9 protein-coding genes are annotated in these 17,777 nt (G+C 67.7%); 3 read left to right on the top strand and 6 right to left on the bottom strand.

Annotation, left to right across the window (positions count from 1 at the left end):
• Positions 1 to 63: 63 nt before the first annotated feature.
• From OHS57_RS33550 to OHS57_RS33535, 4 genes are all read right to left on the bottom strand, one after another.
• Positions 64 to 1,536, bottom strand: a complete 1,473-nt coding sequence (locus tag OHS57_RS33550; RefSeq protein WP_328584346.1) for a glycoside hydrolase family 76 protein — start codon at positions 1,534 to 1,536, stop codon at positions 64 to 66.
• Positions 1,533 to 5,441, bottom strand: a complete 3,909-nt coding sequence (locus OHS57_RS33545; protein ID WP_328584345.1) for a GH92 family glycosyl hydrolase — start codon at positions 5,439 to 5,441, stop codon at positions 1,533 to 1,535. The genes OHS57_RS33550 and OHS57_RS33545 overlap by 4 nt, the downstream gene beginning before the upstream one ends.
• Positions 5,442 to 5,514: 73 nt before the next feature.
• A complete protein-coding gene (locus OHS57_RS33540; protein WP_328584344.1) occupies positions 5,515 to 7,497 on the bottom strand; it encodes a ricin-type beta-trefoil lectin domain protein in 1,983 nt (660 codons plus the stop codon).
• A gap of 113 nt (positions 7,498 to 7,610) precedes the next feature.
• Positions 7,611 to 9,881 (bottom strand): ricin-type beta-trefoil lectin domain protein, encoded by a 2,271-nt coding sequence (locus OHS57_RS33535; protein WP_328584343.1) that lies wholly within the window; start codon positions 9,879 to 9,881, stop codon positions 7,611 to 7,613.
• Between the two features lie 816 nt (positions 9,882 to 10,697).
• On the opposite strand from OHS57_RS33535, the gene OHS57_RS33530 reads away from it, so the two are divergent.
• Positions 10,698 to 13,346 carry a lectin gene (locus OHS57_RS33530; RefSeq protein ID WP_328584342.1) on the top strand — a complete coding sequence of 883 codons (2,649 nt, stop codon included), beginning with the start codon at positions 10,698 to 10,700 and terminating at the stop codon, positions 13,344 to 13,346.
• A 19-nt stretch (positions 13,347 to 13,365) separates the two neighbouring features.
• Here the strand turns inward: OHS57_RS33530 and OHS57_RS33525 are convergent, their stop codons facing one another.
• Positions 13,366 to 14,508, bottom strand: a complete 1,143-nt coding sequence (locus OHS57_RS33525) for a pentapeptide repeat-containing protein (protein WP_328584341.1) — start codon at positions 14,506 to 14,508, stop codon at positions 13,366 to 13,368.
• A gap of 99 nt (positions 14,509 to 14,607) precedes the next feature.
• Entirely contained in the window at positions 14,608 to 15,459 is an 852-nt protein-coding gene (locus OHS57_RS33520) for a LysR family transcriptional regulator (RefSeq protein ID WP_328584340.1), read from the bottom strand.
• Positions 15,460 to 15,527: 68 nt separating this feature from the next.
• On the opposite strand from OHS57_RS33520, the gene OHS57_RS33515 reads away from it, so the two are divergent.
• Complete coding sequence (locus OHS57_RS33515) at positions 15,528 to 16,421, top strand: EamA family transporter (protein WP_328584339.1); 894 nt, start codon at positions 15,528 to 15,530, stop codon at positions 16,419 to 16,421.
• A 76-nt stretch (positions 16,422 to 16,497) separates the two neighbouring features.
• Positions 16,498 to 17,775 carry an alpha/beta fold hydrolase gene (locus OHS57_RS33510; protein ID WP_328584338.1) on the top strand — a complete coding sequence of 426 codons (1,278 nt, stop codon included), beginning with the start codon at positions 16,498 to 16,500 and terminating at the stop codon, positions 17,773 to 17,775.
• The last annotated feature ends 2 nt before the right edge of the window (positions 17,776 to 17,777 follow it).

Raw genomic sequence — 17,777 nt, 5'->3', positions numbered from 1 at the left:
CAGTCCTGTTCGGTGGGGAGGGATCGCGACGGGAGGCGCCCGCAGCGCGATTCGTACGGAGGTTCACGCGGCAGGCAGCGCCCAGCGCTGGTTGGCGCCGCCGTCGCAGGTCCAGATGTCCAGTTGGGTGCCGTTGGTGGTGTCGAAGCCGGGGTCGTCCAGGCACTTACCGGATGCGGGGTTCACCAGTGTGCCGTTGGACGGCTGCCACTGCTGGTTGGCGCCGCCGTTGCAGGTCCACAACTCCACCAGGGTGCCGTTGGCCGTTCCTGCGCCTGTGACGTCGAGGCACAGACCGCTCGCCCGCAGCGTCCCGCCGGTGACGGTCCAGGTCTGCGCGGAGGAGCCGTTGCAGTCCCAGAGATCGGCCTTGGCGCCGGCCGTGGTCGACGCACCGAAGTCGTCCAGGCACTTGCCGGCGTTCACGCCGGAGGTCACCGGGCCGGTCGGTGTCGGGGTGCCGCTGCCCGAGCCGGGCAGTGCGGCGACCAGCGCGTCCTCGCCGGCGGCCGTGGTGCTGTACGAGACGGATTGCACGGGGCCTGCCCAGACCAGGCCGAACTGGCCGGAGCCGTCGGTGTCGTGGGCGATGATCGAGTTGGCCTGGGCCGTCAGGAAGCCGTCGTAGGCGGTGCTGCGGGCGGCGGTGGCGAACGCCCGCAGGTCGCGTATGAAGATGCCCTTGAAGGCGGGACCGTCGGCTCCGCAGTTCGGCTCGCAGGGCTCCGTCAGGATGCCGTTCTTGCTCAGCCGGGACGTTGCCGCGTCCGCGATGGACGTGCCCGTGGCGAGCAGGCCGGAGTTGCCTGTCGCCTTGTACAGTTCGGCCAGTCCGGACAGGATGACACCCTGGTTGTAGGTCCAGGTGGTGTCGTTGTTGTTCTGGCAGGCGCTGGTGAGCCCGTCGTTGACCAGGTGCGAGCTGTTGATCATTCCGCTGCCGTTGAACCAGTTCCACTCGGCGTTGGCCCATCCCAGGTAGGTGGTGTCTCCCGGAACACGGTTGTGCAGCCCTGCGGTCACCTGGAGGAACAGCTCGTTGGGGATGGCGTTCTTGTAACTCTTCGCCGTGCTCCAGTAGATACCGCCGCCGCACGTGGAGTCCCAGTAGCCGTGCATGTATTCGGCGTCGGTCCTGGCCATCTGGAGGTAGGAGGCGTTGCCGGTGATGTCGTACGCCTGGATCCAGGCCAGCGCCCACCACCCCGTGTCGTCCAGGTAGTCGTTGGTGAAGTTGTGCGACTTGTTCTTGTTGAACGTCGTCTCGTACGTCGACTGGTACTGGGCGTCGCCGGTCCTCTGCTGATAGGTCATGACGGTGCTCATCGCCACCGCCGAGGTCCACCAGCCGTTGCCGATGAGCCCGGTCCCCGCGTCGTAGGACTTCATCAGGGCAGCGGCGCCGTTGGACGCCGGGGTGCCGGCAGCCGTGGAGGTGCCGGTCACCCCCATCAGCAGTCCCAGCCCGAGGGCTGTGGTCGCGACGGCGGCCACCAGCCGCCGTAGCAACGGTCTGTGTTCATCCGTGCGTTTCATGCGCTCGGTACCGTCCATTTCTGGTTGTTTGCTCCGTTGCAGTCCCAGATTTCGAGTTGGGTTCCGTCGGTGGTGGTGGCGTTGGGTACGTCGAGGCAGCGGCCGGACTGGGGGTTGCGCAGGGCGCCGGTGGAGGTGGTGTAGGTCCATTTCTGGTTGGTGCCGCCGTTGCAGTCCCAGAGTTCGACGAGGGTGCCGTTGGCGGATCCGCCGTTGCCGGTGACCTCGACGCATTTGCCCAGGATCCGCAGGGTTCCGTCGCCTGCCACGGTGACCTGCTGGGCGGGGGAGCTGTTGCAGCTCCAGATCTGGATCTTGCTGCCGTTCGCCGTCGAAGCGGCGTTGTCATCCAGGCACTTGCTGCCGTTGGCCGCGACCACGGGGCCGGTGTTGCCGGTCTGCCCCGGGGCTTGGGTACCGGTGGCGAGCAGTTCGACCTCGGCGAGCGCGGTCTTCGCGTCCCCGTAGTCTGCGGAGATCACCAGCCGGTAGGAGGAGTAGTCCCCCGGGTCGGCGATTTTGAACGGCCGGGTCTGGAGCCGGTTCGGGAACGACTCGTTCGTCCTGGTGTCGAGGGTCGTCCAGGTCGAGCCGCCGGTGGAGCCTTGGAGCGTCCAGCTCTTGGGGTCCTGTGCGGTGTTGGTGGCCGAGGTGAGGGTGTAGAAGGTGGGCTGCCGCTTCGAGCCGCCGCTGTAGTCGTAGGTGATCGTGGGCGTCGCGTCGGCGAAGGTCACCCGGCTGCCCGAGGAGTCGTCGAACAGTCCCCCGACGTTGGTGCCGTCGGACGCCGCAGCGCTTCCGCGTCCCGCCCCTGTCGTGTCACCGAGCGGCTGCGGCGCCTGGCCGGCCGGGGTCAGGGAGTCCGGCAGGGTGTTGTCACCGGTGCCCCAGGCGGAGGGCTGCGCACCCATCGCGAAGTCCAGGGTGGCGCCGGCCCTGAGCTGCGTACCGGTCAGGTAGAGCTTGTTCCAGTCCTGCCCGTCGACCTTGAGTGACTGGACGTACACGTTGCTGCGGTTGTTGGCGGGGGCGTTGACGACGATGTCCTTGCCGTTGTCCTGGTGGACGGTGGCCTTGGTGAACAGCGGCGAGCCGATGACGTAGTTGTCGCTGCCGACCTGGAGCGGGTAGAAACCCAGCGCGCTGAAGATCTGCCAGGTCGAGGTGGCTCCGTTGTCCTCGTCGCCCGGGTAGCCCTGACCGATCGCGCTGCCGGTGAACAGTCGCTGCTGGATCTGGCGGACGGCGGCCTGGGTCTTCGCCGGGGCCCCCGCGTAGTCGTACGCGTAGGGGATGCCGAACGAGGGCTGGTTGCTCATGCCCAGCTGGCCCATGCGGACGTCCCTGGCCTCGGTCATCTCGTGGATGGTGCCGCCGTAGCCGCCGGCGTCACCTATGGCGGTCTCGGGGGTGGCGAAGAAGGTGTCGAGCTTGGTTTCGAGGCCCTTCTTACCGCCGTACAGCGACGCCAGGCCGTTCGGGTCCTGCGGCACGGTGAAGGCGTAATTGTACGCGTTGGTCTCGGTGTATTCGTTGCCCCACTGCTTCGGATCGAAGCCGCTGTCGGGCACGCGCCAGGCGCCGCCGGGCTGGCGGCCCTCGAAGAAGCCGACGTTCTTGTTGAAGACGGTGGTGTAGTTCCGGGCCCGTCCCAGGAAGTACGCGGACTCGTCCTGGTACTTCTTACGGTCGGTGGCCGATGTGTTCGGGTCGGCCGCGAGCTTGGCGCCCATGGTGCCGATGCCGTAGTCGTTGATGTAGCCGTCCAGGGACCAGGAGATACTGCCCCCTTGGCCGGTGTTGGTGTATCCGGTGAACTCCGAGGTGTCCAGGCCCTTTCGGCCCACCCCTGCGGATGTCGGAACGACAGTGGCGTTCTTCACGGCCGCCTCGTAGGCCGCACGGGCGTCGAAGTTCGTGACGTTCTTGGCGTAGGCGTCGGCGAAGGCGACATCGGAGCTGGTGCCGGTCATCTGGTCGGCGTAGCCGGGCGAGGACCAACGGGACGTCCACCCGCCGTCCTTGTACTGCTGCACGAAGCCGTCGGCCAGTTGACCCGCGGTGTTCGCCTCCAGCAAGGAGTACGCGGGCCACTCGGTGCGATAGGTGTCCCAGAAGCCGTTGTTGACATAGGTCTTGCCGCTGACGATCTTCGCGCCGGTCTGGGTGGGGGTGGTGCTGCCCGTGGCCGGAGAGAAGGGGCTGGCGTACTTGTAGACCGGACTCGTGGCCGTACCGGTGTTCTCGAAGCCCGAGTTCGGGTACAGATTCATCCGGTACAGGTTCGAGTACAGGGTGGTGAGCTGGTCGTCGGTGGCCCCCTGGACCTCCACCTTGCCGAGCTTCGTGTTCCACTGCCGCTCGGCGGACTCCTTGACGGTGTCGAAGGACGTGCCGGACGGGATCTCCAGGGAGAGGTTCTTCTTCGCCTGGTCCAGGCTGATGAAGGAGGTGGCGATGCGCATCGTCACCGTCTTGTCGGACGAAGTGTCGAACTTGGCGTACCCGGTGACGTTGTCCCTGCCCTGACCGGACACCTTGGTCGCCGTGCCCGGGGTCCGGTCGAACTCGGCATGTACGTACATCCGGGTCGCGCCGGCACCGTTGCTGATCGCGGAATCGGAGTATCCGTCCACTGTGCCGTTGGAGTTGAGAGTGAGACCGCCGCTGTTGTTGAGGTTGTCGAAGAGCAGGTTGCCGCTGCTGCCGGTGAAGGTGAAGCGAAATGCGGCGGAGTGGTCGGCCGGGGCGATCTCGGCCTTGATGCCGTTCTTGAACGTGACGCCGTAGTAGTGCGGTTGGGCGATCTCGTCGGCGTGGGAGAAGGCCAGAGCACGGTTGCCGCGGTTCAGGTCGGGTGTGCCGGTGGCGGCCGACGGCATGACCTGGAACAGGTCGCGGTCCCCCATCCACGGGCTCGGTTCGTGGCTGACGCCGAGCGCCTGGAGGGTCGGCAGGTTGTCGCCGTTGTTGTGCGCCGCGTAGTCGTACTCCCAGCTCGACGAGCCCGCGTCGGTGACCGGGGTGTAGAAGTTGAAGCCGTTCGGGACCCCCGTCAGCGGGAGGTTGTTGCCTCGGGAGAACGATCCTGAGGAGTTGGTGCCGCGCCGGGTGTCCACGTGCTGGGCGTAGCTGGACGAGGTGTTGGGCGTCGCCGCGCCGAGGGTGATGTCGTCGACCCAGCCTTTGAACTGGGTGGAGTTGGCCGTGCCCTGGGTGTCGTCGTAGCCGAGCAGGACACGGTCGATGGTCTTGCCCGCGGCCACCGGGCCGATGGCCGACGCGACGCGGTTCCACTGGTCGGCGTAGAGGATCTTGCCGGTGCCCTGTGCCTTCGGACTCAGGTTGACGCCGTTCTGGTCCAGCGGCGCCCCGGACAGCTCACTGAGGTAGGTACCGTCCGTGAAGTGCAGGTCCACCGAGGCGTAGGTGCTCGGGTAGGCAAGGTCGCCGCGGCTCAGCTCGGGGAAGATCTCGTAGGACAGCTGGGTGTTCTGGCTGACCGGGATGTTCACGTTGTAGAGCTTGTTCCACGCCCACACGCCGCCGCTCTGGGTGTGGGTGCCGGAGTACTGCAGCGCCTTGGTCCCGGTGAAACCGACGTTGGGTTTGATGTCGGGACCCGCCGCGGGGCCGGAGCCGACCGTGGTGGTCATGCCGGCGGACATCCCGGAGGTGCGCGGACTGCCCGACGCGTTGGTCTCCACCGTGCTGTTCCAGGTGGGCTGCGGCTGGCCGGACTCGAAGGAGGTGGTGAAGGCGGGGGCCTCGGCGGCCGAAGCGGCGGGCGCGGCAGAGGCCGCGGGCGCGAGCGTGAGCGCGTACGTCGGCACGGTCAGGGCGCATGCGACCGCCACGGTCAGCAGCGAGCGGGCCACCGTGTTGTTCGGTCTGCCGATTCTCACAAGGAACGCCTTTCTTGACGCCGTCGTCGAGAGGAAACGTGTGAGGTGCGATGCGGGCTGGGCGGCTGCGGGGTCACGGTGTCGCCCAGCGCTGGTTGGCGCCGCCGTTGCACGTCCAGATCTCCAGCCGGGTGCCGTTGGCGGTGTTGCCGCCCGGAACGTCGAGGCACTTGCCGGACGCCGGGTTGACCAGGGCGCCGTTGGTGACCTTCCACTGCTGGTTGGAGCCGCCGTTGCATGCCCACTCCTGGACGAGCGCCCCGTCCGCGGTGCTCGCGCCGTTGATGTCGAGGCAGTTGCCGTTGGCGCGCACGGTGCCGTCCGTCTGGCGCGTCCAGCTCTGTGCCGTGGTGTTGTTGCAGTCCCACAGCTGGACGGGCGTGCCGTTCGCCGTGGCGTTGGCGTTGAGGTCGAGGCACTTGTCGCTGTTCGCGCCCGACAGGATGGTGCCGGTGCTGGGCAGGGGCTGCGCTCCGGAGAGGGTGATGTCCACGGTGTGCGCGCCGGTCAGCGTGGCGGAGACGGCATGCGTTGAGGAAGCCGTGCCGTCGATCTTGAAGGAACTGATGACGTTGCCGGACCCGTGGAGCGCGATGTTCAGCGTCGCGCCCCGGTACCGGACGCCGTTCAGCGTGGCGTCGCCCCACCCGGCGGGCAGCGTCGGCCGGAAGTCGATGCCGGTGGTGCTGAACTTCATGCCGAACAGATCGTTGTCGATCATCCGCAGGTACGCCGTCGCCGACCAGGTCTGGTCGGGAGCGGCGGTCCAGTGGCCGCCGGTCTGCCAGCCGCCGTCCACCGCTCCGGTCTGCGCGTTGTAGATCTCGGCGAACTGCCCGCTGGAGTTGGCGAGTCCGGCCAGGGCCTGGACCTCGTTCGCGAACCGCGCCTGGTTGCCGGTCTGCGCGGCGGCATCGGCCCAGTACCCTTGCACCATCGGCCAGACGACCATGTTGTGCCGGCCGGGCTTGGCGTCGCTGTAGCGGGCGTAGTTCGGGTAGGTGTCCACGATGCCGTACGGCTGCACGTGCGCGTTGCGCATGATCGACTGCGCCTGGCCGGAGTCGGCGATACCGAAGAGCACGGCGAAGGACAGGCCGGTGCCTTCCTCCGTCCGGTCCAGCTGGCCGGACATGCCGTCGTCGCCGTGGACGAAGTAGCCGTACAGCCCCTTGTCGGGGATCCAGAAGTTCTGGTTGATCTTCGTCTTCAGCGTGTCGGCCGACGCGCCGAGGGCGCTCACCTCACCGGCGGGCCTGCCCAGGGCCGCGGCCATCTGGGCGGTACTGCGGTAGGCCGCGTAGTACACCGCGTTCGTGCTGAGCGTCATCATCGTCGCGGTCGCCGCGTAGTCGCCGACGTAACCACCGTGGCTTTCCGCGCTGTCGGCCGGCGGCGCCGGATAGCCCGCGATGCCGTCATTGAAGAAGGACGGCCCCTGGAACAGCCCGCGACTGCTGTTGAAGTTCTGACTCCTGCGCAGATTCAGGGTGTTGGTGGCCACCTGATAGGCATGGGTGAGGAAGGTCCGGTCACCGGTGACCAGGTAGTGGTTCCAGGCACCCGTCATCCACACGACCTGGTCCCACTGCTCGTTGTCCTGCTGGACGATCAGCTGCCCGTCGGACTGCTTGACCACAGCCGACCAGAGGGTGTTCGCTGCCTGCTTCGGCTCCAGCAGGCTCGCCGCGTTCCAGCTGTTCACCGCCGCGTCCCGGGTCCACGGCTGGTCGTAGCCGCCGCCCGCCCGGATGAACGTCTGCGGATCATCGGTCATCAGTCCGGAGGAGTTGTACACCGCCGGGTCGTAGCTGACGGTGTTGGTGTCGAGCAAATTGGCCAGCGCCTTGGTGTAGGGGGCTCCGAGCTTTGCCTGCGTCGCGGAGTCGGCGAAGGTCAGCGTCGGTCGGGCTGGGGCGCTCGCGGCGGCCGCCGGGCCCGCCGCCAGCCCCGTACCGGTGACGGTGGACACGGCCAGGGCCAACGCGCCCGCCCCGAGCAGCATGTGGAACCGCCGGCGCGGATGCGGGCGTGGCCCACGGACAGGTCTCGACATCGGGCACCTCTCTCAGTGACTGTGCGGTGGTGGGGCTGACGGGCGCGGGCGTGCGGATGGCGGGCCGGGCGGGCGCCGCGGTGCGCGTCCGCCCGGGCCGGCTCAGCCGTGGATCAAGTGGGCAGGTTCCATTTCTGGTTGGCTCCGCCGTTGCAGTCCCAGATGTCGAGTTGGGTGCCGTTGGTGGTGGTGAAGCCGGGCACATCGAGGCAGCGTCCGCTTGCGGGGTTGACGAGCGTGCCGTTGCTGACGGTCCACTGCTGGTTGGCGGCGCCGTTGCAGGTCCACAGATTCACGAGACTGCCGTTGACCGTGCCGTTGGCGACCACGTCCAGGCAGAGGCCGCCGCTGCGTACCGCGCCGTTGGCCACCGTCCATTGCTGGGCCGACGAGCCGTTGCAGTCCCAGAGGTCCACGACAGCGCCGGGGGTGGTCGAAGCCTGGTAGTCGTCAAGGCACTTGGCGCCGTTGAGGCCGGAGCTGACCGCGCCGGTCCCGGTGCCGCCGCCGCCGGAGCCCGGGGTGATGGACAGGTTGTCGAACTGGTCGGTGCGGTAGCCCTGGATGCCGAGGCCGGCCTGGCCGGTTTGGAACGACGAGTCGTTCACCGAACCGAACTGCTTTCCGTCGAGTTTCGCGCTGATCTCCGAGCCCTGGAACGTGAACGACAGGTTGTGCCACTGGCCGGTGCCCAACGCTGTCGTCGTACCCGTGGCCAGCGTGTGGTTGCTGCCGTCGGTGTACATCTTCTCGATCCACCACTGGCCGGTGTCCCGAATGCGCAGATAGTAGGCGTTCATGTGCGACTGCGGTCGCTGCTGAGTGTTGGCCCGGCCCAGCAGCTCGGTCGTCCCCGCGCTCCGCAGGTAGACGTCGGAGCTGACCGTGTAGTTGGACCAGGTGGGGTCGCCGATCAGCGAGTACGAGTCGGAGTCGTCCTGCCACTCGATGGGTTTGACCGGAGCCATCTGCTGCACGCACTTGCCCGACCGGCCGGTGCAGGGCTGAACCTCGAAGGAGCCCTGCATGTCGGAGAGGTATGTCGCCTCACCTCCTGTGACAACGTTGTCGAAGTTGTCGGAGTAAGGCAGTGCGAGCGCGTGGGCGGCAGGCGACGTGGCGGTGCCCTTGCCCTGGCCGGCGATGGTGCTGACGGTGTAGACGTAGCCGGGCTGCATCGTCAGCGAATACGAGCCGTTGCTCGGCGTGATGTCCTGGGTGTGGATGAAGGACGAGCTGTTGCTCGGCGAGTTGACGTTGGTCGCCCACACGTGGACCGCGCCGGTGGACAGCCCGCCCTTGACCGAGAAGTTCACGGTCTGCGTCGAGGTCGACGTCGTGGTCTCCAGAACGGTGGAGTAGTCCGAGTTGTTGGCCGACTTCAGGGTGACGTACGTGCCGTTGGACTCCGATCCGCCGAGATAACCCGAAGCGGAGTCGATGAACTTCCAGCCGGGCTGGGTGAACTGGGTGACCTGGGCAGTGGCCCAGGTGCTGGCGCCGATCTGGTAATTGCCCGACCACGGCGAGGCGGCCGTCGCGAGACCGACGGTGTTGTACGGCAGGTTGGGGTAGATCGCGGCGATCAGCGGCCAGTTGAAGTAGCTGGTCATCCTGGCATCGATGTAGCCGCGGGTGATGGCCCGGATCAGCGCGGGGGCGCCGGTGTTCATGTCCTGCGAGCCGTTCTCGCTGTCCCACAGCGGCTTGCCGTTGTTCTTCGCCGCCGCGGTGCTGGAGCAGGTGTGGGCGTTACCCCCGTCCCCGCCCTCGCACGAGTAGTGCGCGCCGATGATGGACACGGCGTTGTTGAAGGCACTGTTGTTCGCCATGTCGTCGGCCACGTTCCAGCCGCTGTCGTCCGCGACCAGTTGGACGCCGCCGTAACCGTGCGAGTCGAGCGCGGAGCGGAGTTGGACGAACCAGTTGGCGTCGTGCCCGCGCTCGTTCCAGCCGCCGAGATACTTGATGTTCAGGTTGTGGGTCTTGGCGCAGTCCAGCCAGGAGATCAGGTAGTTGATGGTGTCGGTCGACCAGAAGCCGCCGTTGATCCAGCCGGGCGCCGCCCACGCCAGGCCGTACAGACCAATGTTGGGGTTGCGCGCCTTGGCCTGCTCAGCCAGCCAGAACTCGTATCCGGCGTTGCAGTTGATCGTGCCCCTGCTGTGCTCGATCGACGGCTCGGAGCCGTCGGTGGAGTTGGCGTCGCCGCCGATCTCCAGCTTGAGCAGCTGAAGGTTGGCGCCGTAGCCGGGCTTGAACATGTAGTCCAGGATCTGGGACTGCTGGTCGGCCGGATAGTCGGTCAGCAGTCGCGAGTTGCCGCCGCCACCACTGATCGCACCGATTCCGTCGAACGTCCGGCCGCTCTGGGCGCCGTCCACACTGATCGATGTCGTAGCCGCCTGAGCGGGAACCGCACTCACCGCCAAGGCGGCCGCGAGGAGCGTCAGCACCCATAGAGGTGCAAGTCTTAACAATCTCCGCATCACTGACATCCTTTCACCGAGGGAATCGCGCACAGTGTGGAGTCGTGTTCGTTTCCGAGTCAACGCCCCTGACAAGGAAACAGAAACGACCATGACGGTCGGCGCGGGACGGGGTCGCCGGTCGGCCGGTCCACCGGCCTTTGGCGGATCCGCCCGTACCCGTCGCCGACGCCGACCCGGAGATCATTCGCGGGAGCGGGGTGTGACAACGTTGTCGCGATGGCGCGGTCCAGAGACTTCCGTGCAGCATTCATGGGGCCTCCCGGGAGACCGGTCACATACGGCAAGACGCACCGATGACGGAGGAGAGCGCTCTCCGAAGCTAGCCATCAGTCATGACCGCGTCAATGGCCCGGACACGACGGGATGAATCGGTGTTTGCGCTCCCACTGAGCTTCTCTCGGCACCTACTCCGGTCCGCACGGTGTCTGGTGGAGACCCGGCAGCGCTCGCCGCCCACATTCCCCATGTCCCGGTTGACCAGCGGTCGCGAGCCGAGCGGCCGGGCTGCCGACGGGATCCGCCGGAACCTGCGGCGCCGACGGCCGCCCGTCCTCCGTTCGTCAACTGCAGCCGAATCAAACGCTGTTGATTCTTTTGCGATTTCGGTCGGTTCCGTTGACAACCGTCGTGGGCCTGCCCTTTGCTTCTGGAGATTTACCCCCACCGGTCCGGTGACAGCCGTGGCTGTCCGTTCCTGGAGCCGCAACGATGAAACGATGGCGCCTGCCACTTGCCCTCTCCGTGATGCTGCTGGGGCTCGCCGCCCCGACCGCCGCTCACGCCGACACGCCCGTCACCGCCCCCGCCTCGCGCAGCGCGACCGCCGCCGCGGCGGCGGCGGCGGATCCAGCATCTCTGGTCAATCCGCTGCTCGGCACGTCCAACGCCGGAAACACCTTCCCCGGCGCCGACACTCCGTTCGGCATGGTCTCGTGGAGCCCCGACACGTCCTCCCGTCCGCCCGGCGGTAACTACGCGTACTCTGACAACGTTGTCACCGGCTTCAGTCTCAACCATCTGTCCGGGCCGGGCTGTGGCGCCATGGGCGACATCCCCGTGCTGCCGACCACCGGCACCGTGGACGGCGCCGCCACCCAGACGTTCTCGCACAGCAGCGAGTCGGCCGACGCGGGAGCGTATGCGGTCACCCTGGGCAACGGCGTGAAGACGGAACTCACCACCACGGCCCGCTCCGGAATGGCGCGCTTCACGTTCCCTTCGACCACACAGGCCAATCTGCTGTTCAAACTGAACGCGGACAAGGCCACCAATCTGCACTTCACCAAGGTGAGCAGCACCGAGGTCAGCGGCTCGGTGGACGCCGGGCTGTTCTGCGCTTCCGCCCCGTCGTACACCGCGTACTTCGACATGGTCTTCGACCAGCCCATGACCGGCAACGGCAGCTTCAACGGCGGGAATTCGGTCACCTTCAACACCACCGGCAACAGGGTGGTGCAGGCCAAGGTCGGCCTGTCCTACGTCTCGATCGCCGGCGCCACCGCCAACCGAGCTGCGGAAAACGCCGGTTGGGACTTCAACGGAACCCGGACCGCCGCGCACAACGCGTGGAACAGCGTCCTGGGCAAGATCGCGATCAGCGGCGGCACGTCGGACCAGCAGAAGGTGTTCTACACCTCGCTGTACCACTCGCTGCTGCACCCCAACCTGCTCAGCGACAGCGACGGGAAGTACTGGGGCTTCGACCATCAGGTGCACACGGTGTCGGGCCGGCAGAAGGCTCAGTACGGCACCTACTCCGGTTGGGACATCTACCGCACCCAGGCGCAGTTGGAGGCACTGGTCGCGCCACAACAGGCAAGTGACAGCGCCCAGTCGCTGGTCAACGACTACGCGCAAGCCGGCTTCTTCCCCAAGTGGTCACTGAACTCGGCCGAGACCCAGGTCATGAACGGCGATCCGGGGCCGGCGATCGTGGCGGACTACTACGCCTTCGGGGCACGGGACTTCGACACCAGCGCCGCCAAGAACGCCATGGTGAAGCAGGGCACCACCAGCAATCCGATCCGGATGGGCCTGGACCTGCAGACGAAGTACGGATATCTGCCCTCGGACGGCAGCTATCCGAAGGACTTCTACGGCTCGGTGGCGACCCTGCTCGAATACAGCGCACAGGACTTCGCCACCTCCGCCTTCGCCGGCGCTCTCGGCGACACCACCACCCGGAGTCAGTTCGCCAACCGTGCCCAGGACTGGCGCAACGTCTTCAACACCTCCAGCGGATTCATGCAGCCCAAGCAGACGAACGGCTCCTGGACGTCGGGCTTCAATCCCACCAGCAGCGATCAGTTCGTCGAGGGCACGTCCTGGCAGTACACCGGGGCGGTGCCGCACAACATCCGCGGCCTGGCCGACGCCATGGGCGGCAACGCCAAGATGGCCACCTACCTCGACAGCGTGCTGTCCGACCTCGGCGGGTCGGGCGGCTCGCACGCCGACCTGGGCAATGAACCTTCGATCGAACTGCCTTGGGAATACGACTACATCGGGCAGCCGTGGAAGACCCAGCAGATCGTCCGCAAGGTCCAGGACCAACTGTGGCCGAACGACCCGGCCAACTGGAAGGTCGGCAACGACGACCTGGGCACCATGAGCGCCTGGTACGTCTGGTCCGCCATGGGTTTCTACCCCGAGACACCCGGTACGTCCGACCTGGCGCTGGGCAGTCCGCTGTTCACCAAGGTCAGCGTCACCCTGGGCAATGGCAAGACGATCACCGTCAACGCCCCCCAGGCCGCTGACAACGCGCCTTACGTCCAGAGCGCCACACTCAACGGCGCCAACTGGAACAACGCCTACCTGCCGGCGTCGTTCGCGACCGGTGGCGGCACCCTCGACCTCACTCTCGGCACCACCGCCAACACCAATTGGGCCACTGCGGCCTCCTCCGCACCCCCCTCGTACAACGGCGACGGCGGCGCCAAGCCCCCCGGGCCGCCGGCGGGCCGTACCGGTCCGGTGACGTCGGCGAACGGCGGCAAGTGCCTGGATGACAACGCCGCTTCGACGGCGAACGGCAGCAAGATCCAGATCTGGAGCTGCAACAGCTCCCCCGCCCAGCAGGTCACCGTGGCAGGCGACGGCACCCTGCGGATCCTGGGCAAATGCGTCGAGGTCACCGGCAACGGCGGATCCGCCAACGGCACCCTCGTCGAACTCTGGGACTGCAACGGCGGCACCAACCAGAAATGGACCTACACCACCTCCACCGGCGCGGTGCGCAACCCCCAGTCCGGCCGCTGCCTCGACGTACCCAACGCCACCACCACCGACGGAACCCAACTCGAAATCTGGGACTGCAACGGAGCAAACAACCAGAAATGGAGCCTACCCTCCTGAATCCGGGCGCCCGGAACAGCTACGGCGCGGAACTCAGGGGCGGGACTTGCCAGAACATCGTTGGAGGCTGAAGGAGAGGCGATGGCTCGGGGCCGGGGTCGTCGGTGGTGATGACTCCGGCGCCCGCGTGGTCGAAGCCGCTCGGCCAGCGGGTGTGCTCGCTGGCAAGAGCGTCGGTCAGCCGTACCCGGAGAAGATCAGCCGTAGTCAGGTCGGTGCCGCGCAGGTCGGCCATGCGGAGATCGGCGTTGCGGAAGACCGCGCCCCGGGCGTCTGCCTTACGAAGGTTGGCCTCGCGCAGGTTGGTCTCGGTGAAGTCGGTGTCGCGCAGGTCCGCACTGACCAGTTTCGCGCCGCGCAGGTCGGCCAGAACGCAGCGAGCCCGGCGGAGGATCGCCGTCGTGAAGTTGGCATGCCGCAGGTTGGCCGAGACCAGGGACGACTGCGTCAAATTGGCGTGGTAGAAGCCCGCTGCCTCCAGGCAGGAGCGGTCAAAGTTGATCTCGGGCAGCCACAGCCCGTCGCAGTCGGCCCGCCGAAGGTCGGTGGAGCTGAGGTTGAGCCAGGGATTGTCGCGGGGATGCTGGCACAGCACGCCGAGAGCGGTCAGCGCCACCTGGGCGTCCGCGGCACGGGTCTCCAACGGCGCGACATCGTTGATGGACACGTTCGCCGCTGATCCCGGTCCCGTGGACGTCCAGGGCAAGTGCGTGCGCAGGTACGCGGCCTGGATCGAGAGTACGGCGTCGCGGTCCCGGGCGGACTGCTCCCCGATCTGCCACAGCGCGTGCAGGCCGCCGATGCGCACATCCGGCTTGTCGCTGCCGAGTTGGTCGACCGCCCGGCTGAACCGGTCGGTGACGTAACCCAGTTGAGCGGCGCGCAGTCCCTCCTGACTGACCCGCAACTGCCGCCAGGTGGCGTACGCGCCGAAGAGTACGACAAGGCCACCGACCACCTGCAACAGCGTGGTACGCACGTCGCTGACCGCGCTCAGGCGATCCTGCGGGGCCACCGCCACCCCGGCGAGATCGTGGTCGACCACCACGCCCGGCACGACGACGAACAGCGCACCCAAAGCGACCAGTCCTGCGATCCCGATCAGCGAGGCCAGGGCTGCACGCCACCCCCGCCGACCCCCGTCGGAGCTTCCCGTCCCCATGGACAAACGAGCCTAGGGGCCGCTCCGCTTCCGAACAACACCTTTGATCGAACAGCCTCAGCTCTACCGCACGACCATGTTCGATACACACTCGACCGGTCATGTGCGGTAGAGCTCGGTAAGAAGCTCAAGTACGGCGCGGGTGGCCGGGTGGGGGTCGTCGCGCCACCAGACCAGTCGTACGGCGATCGGTTCGGCGTCGCGTACCGGCAGGTAGACGATGCCGGGCCTCGGATATTGGTCAACGACGGATTGCGCGGTAACCCCCACGCAGCGGCCGGTGGCGATGACCGTGAGCCAGTCGTCGATGTCGCGGCTCTCCTGTGTCGCGGGGCGCGCGTCCGCGGGCCACAATTCCGCGTTGGTCGACCCGGTGCGTTGGTCGACGAGCAGGACGCGGCTGCTGAGATCGGCCAGCCGCACCGAGCGGCGCCGCCCCAGGGGGTCGGAGGCGGCCATCGCGCACCAGCGTGTTTCCAGGCCCACGATGGCGCCCTCGAAGCGGCGGTCCTCCAGCGGCCTGCGCATCACCGCGAGGTCCGCGGTGCCCTCGGCCAGGCCGGCGCTCGGGGAGTTGATGCGCAGCAGGTGCAGTTGTGTTTCCGGGTGCGATTCCCGCCACCGGTGTTGAAAGGCGGGTGTGAGTCGGCCGAGTGCCGACCAGGGGTGGCCGACACGCAGTTCGACGTGGCCCGATGTCGCCACCTGCACCAGGTGGTCGACCTCGGTCAGCACGCGCCGGGCGTGTGCCACCACGCGGAGTCCGATCGCGGTCGGCGAGGTTTCACGGGACGTACGTCGCAGCAGCCGTACGCCGAGGCGCTTCTCGAGCGCCGCGAGTGTGCGGGAGACCGCAGCCTGTGAGACGCCCAGAGCGATCGCGGCGTCGGTGAACGTGCCCTCGTCCACGATCGCGATGAGGCAGCGCAACTGACGCAGCTCGACATCCATAACCGAATCGTATAGTCGGCGGGCTCCATGCATTTTGCGCATGGTCCGGCGCGGCACAGGATCGATGCATGCAAGCAGCCCCCACTCGCCCAGCAGGCCGCGCCGTCCTGCCCACGAAACGCGGCTCCGTGCCCATCGCCGGGGTCTGCACGATGCTCGCCAGCGGCCTTTCGACCCAGCTCGGCGCCGCGATCGGGTCGCTGGCCTTCCCGGTGCTCGGCCCTGTCGGCGTCGTCGCGGTCCGCCAGTACGTCGCGGCGGCGGTGCTGCTCGTCCTCGGTCGGCCCCGCCTTCGGTCCTTCACACGGCGCCAGTGGGGGCTGGTGCTGCTGCTCGCGGCCGACTTCGGTGTGACGAACCTGTCGCTCTACACCGCGATCGACCGGGTCGGTCTCGGCCTGGCGGTGACCCTGGAGTTCCTCGGCCCCCTCACGATCGCACTGGCCGGCTCGCGCAGACGCGTGGACCTGGGCTGCGCCGTACTCGCCGTGGCGGGAGTCGTCGCGCTGATGCGCCCGCGCCCGACCGCCGATTACCTCGGCATGGGGCTCGGTCTGCTCGCCGCTGCCGGCTGGGCCGGTTACATCCTTCTCAACCGTTCCGTCGGGCAGCGCATCCCCGGGGCACAGGGATCGGCCGCCGCAGCGGTGCTGTCCGCCTTGGTCTTCCTGCCCGTCGGAGCCGGCGTCGCGGTACACCACACGCCGTCCGCCGGGGCGCTCGGTGCGGCTGTCGCGGCCGGCGTCCTGTCCTCCGCTGTGCCGTTCCTCGCGGACCTGTTCACGCTGCGCCGCGTTCCCGCTGAGGCGTTCGGGTTGTTCATGAGCGTCAACCCGGTGCTCGCCGCGGCCGTTGGTGCGTTCGCTCTGGGACAGAAGCTCGACGTGGCGGCCTGGTTGAGTATCGCGGCGATCATCGCGGCCAACGCCATCAGTATCCTCGCGCAGCCGAGGCACGCTTGAGGCCGCGAGGGTGCTTGACGTACACCGAAAGCAGCGCCCGAATCAAGATCACTCCATTCCTGCGAAGGAGCCTTCCATGCCCGGTTTCACGCTGACCGATCACCTCTTCTCCGTCCCTCTCGACCATGACCGTCCGGACGGCGAGCACATCGAGATCTACGCTCGCGAGGTCGTGGCCACCGGCCGCGAGCGCGAGCGGCTTCCCTGGCTGCTGTTTCTGCAAGGCGGCCCCGGCATGCGGCCGCCGCGGCCGGTCGGCCGGGACTCCTGGCTGGACCGCGCGCTTGACGACTACCGCGTCCTCCTGCTCGACCAGCGCGGCACGGGCCGTTCCAGTCCGATCACCCGTCAAACGCTCCCGGCCCGTGGCGGGCCCGCCGCGCAGGCCGACTACCTCACCCATTTCCGCGCCGACGCGATTGTCCGCGACGCCGAACTGATCAGGCGCGAGCTGAGCGACGAACCGTGGTCGTTGCTCGGCCAGAGCTTCGGCGGCATGTGCACCGTCACCTACCTCTCGTTCGCTCCCGAGGGCCTGCGCGAGGCGATCATCACCGGCGGTCTGCCCGCTTTGCGCGTCACCGCGGACGAGGTCTACCGCGCCGCCTATCCGCGCGTGCACCGCAAGAACACCGCGTACTACCGCCGGTACCCGCAGGACGCCGCCCCGGTCCGCCGCATCGCCGCTCACCTGATCGAGCGCCCGGCCCCCATGCCGGACGGATCCTTGCTCACCGTCGAGGCCTTCCAGTCGCTCGGGCTGATGCTCGGCATGAGCGACGGCGCGGACGTGCTGCACTACCTTCTCGAAGACGCCTGGGCCGGAGCGGAGCTGTCCGACGGCTTCCTCGACCGCGCAGCGGCTTTCCTCAGCTACATCCAACTGCCGCTGAACCCGCTCATGCATGAACTCTCCTACGCCCAGCGCGGCACCGGCGCGACGAACTGGGCGGCTCAGCGGGTGCGCGGCGAGTTCCCCCAGTTCGACGCGCGCAGAGCGTTGGCCGGGGACGACCCGATGCTGTTCACCGGCGAGATGACCTACCCGTCCCACTTCGACCAGCCCTGTCTCGCACCCCTGCGCGAGGCGGCCGAAACGCTGTTCGCCCGCGCGGACTGGCCCGACCTCTACGATCCCCGGCGCCTGGCCGCGAACGACGTCCCCGTGGCCGCCGCCGTCTACCTCGACGACATGTACGTCGATGCCGCGTACTCGCTGCAGACCGCCGAGACCATCAGGGGCCTGCGGCTGTGGGCGACCAACGAGTACGAGCACGACGGGCTTCGCGCCAGCGGCGGACGCGTCCTCGACCACCTGCTGCGCATGCTGCACGGCCGGACCGGCCACCCTTGAGA

Origin of the sequence: Streptomyces sp. NBC_00370, from assembly GCF_036084755.1 — a bacterium.
Lineage (GTDB): Bacteria > Actinomycetota > Actinomycetes > Streptomycetales > Streptomycetaceae > Streptomyces.
This window is presented reverse-complemented; position numbering and strand designations above follow the sequence as displayed.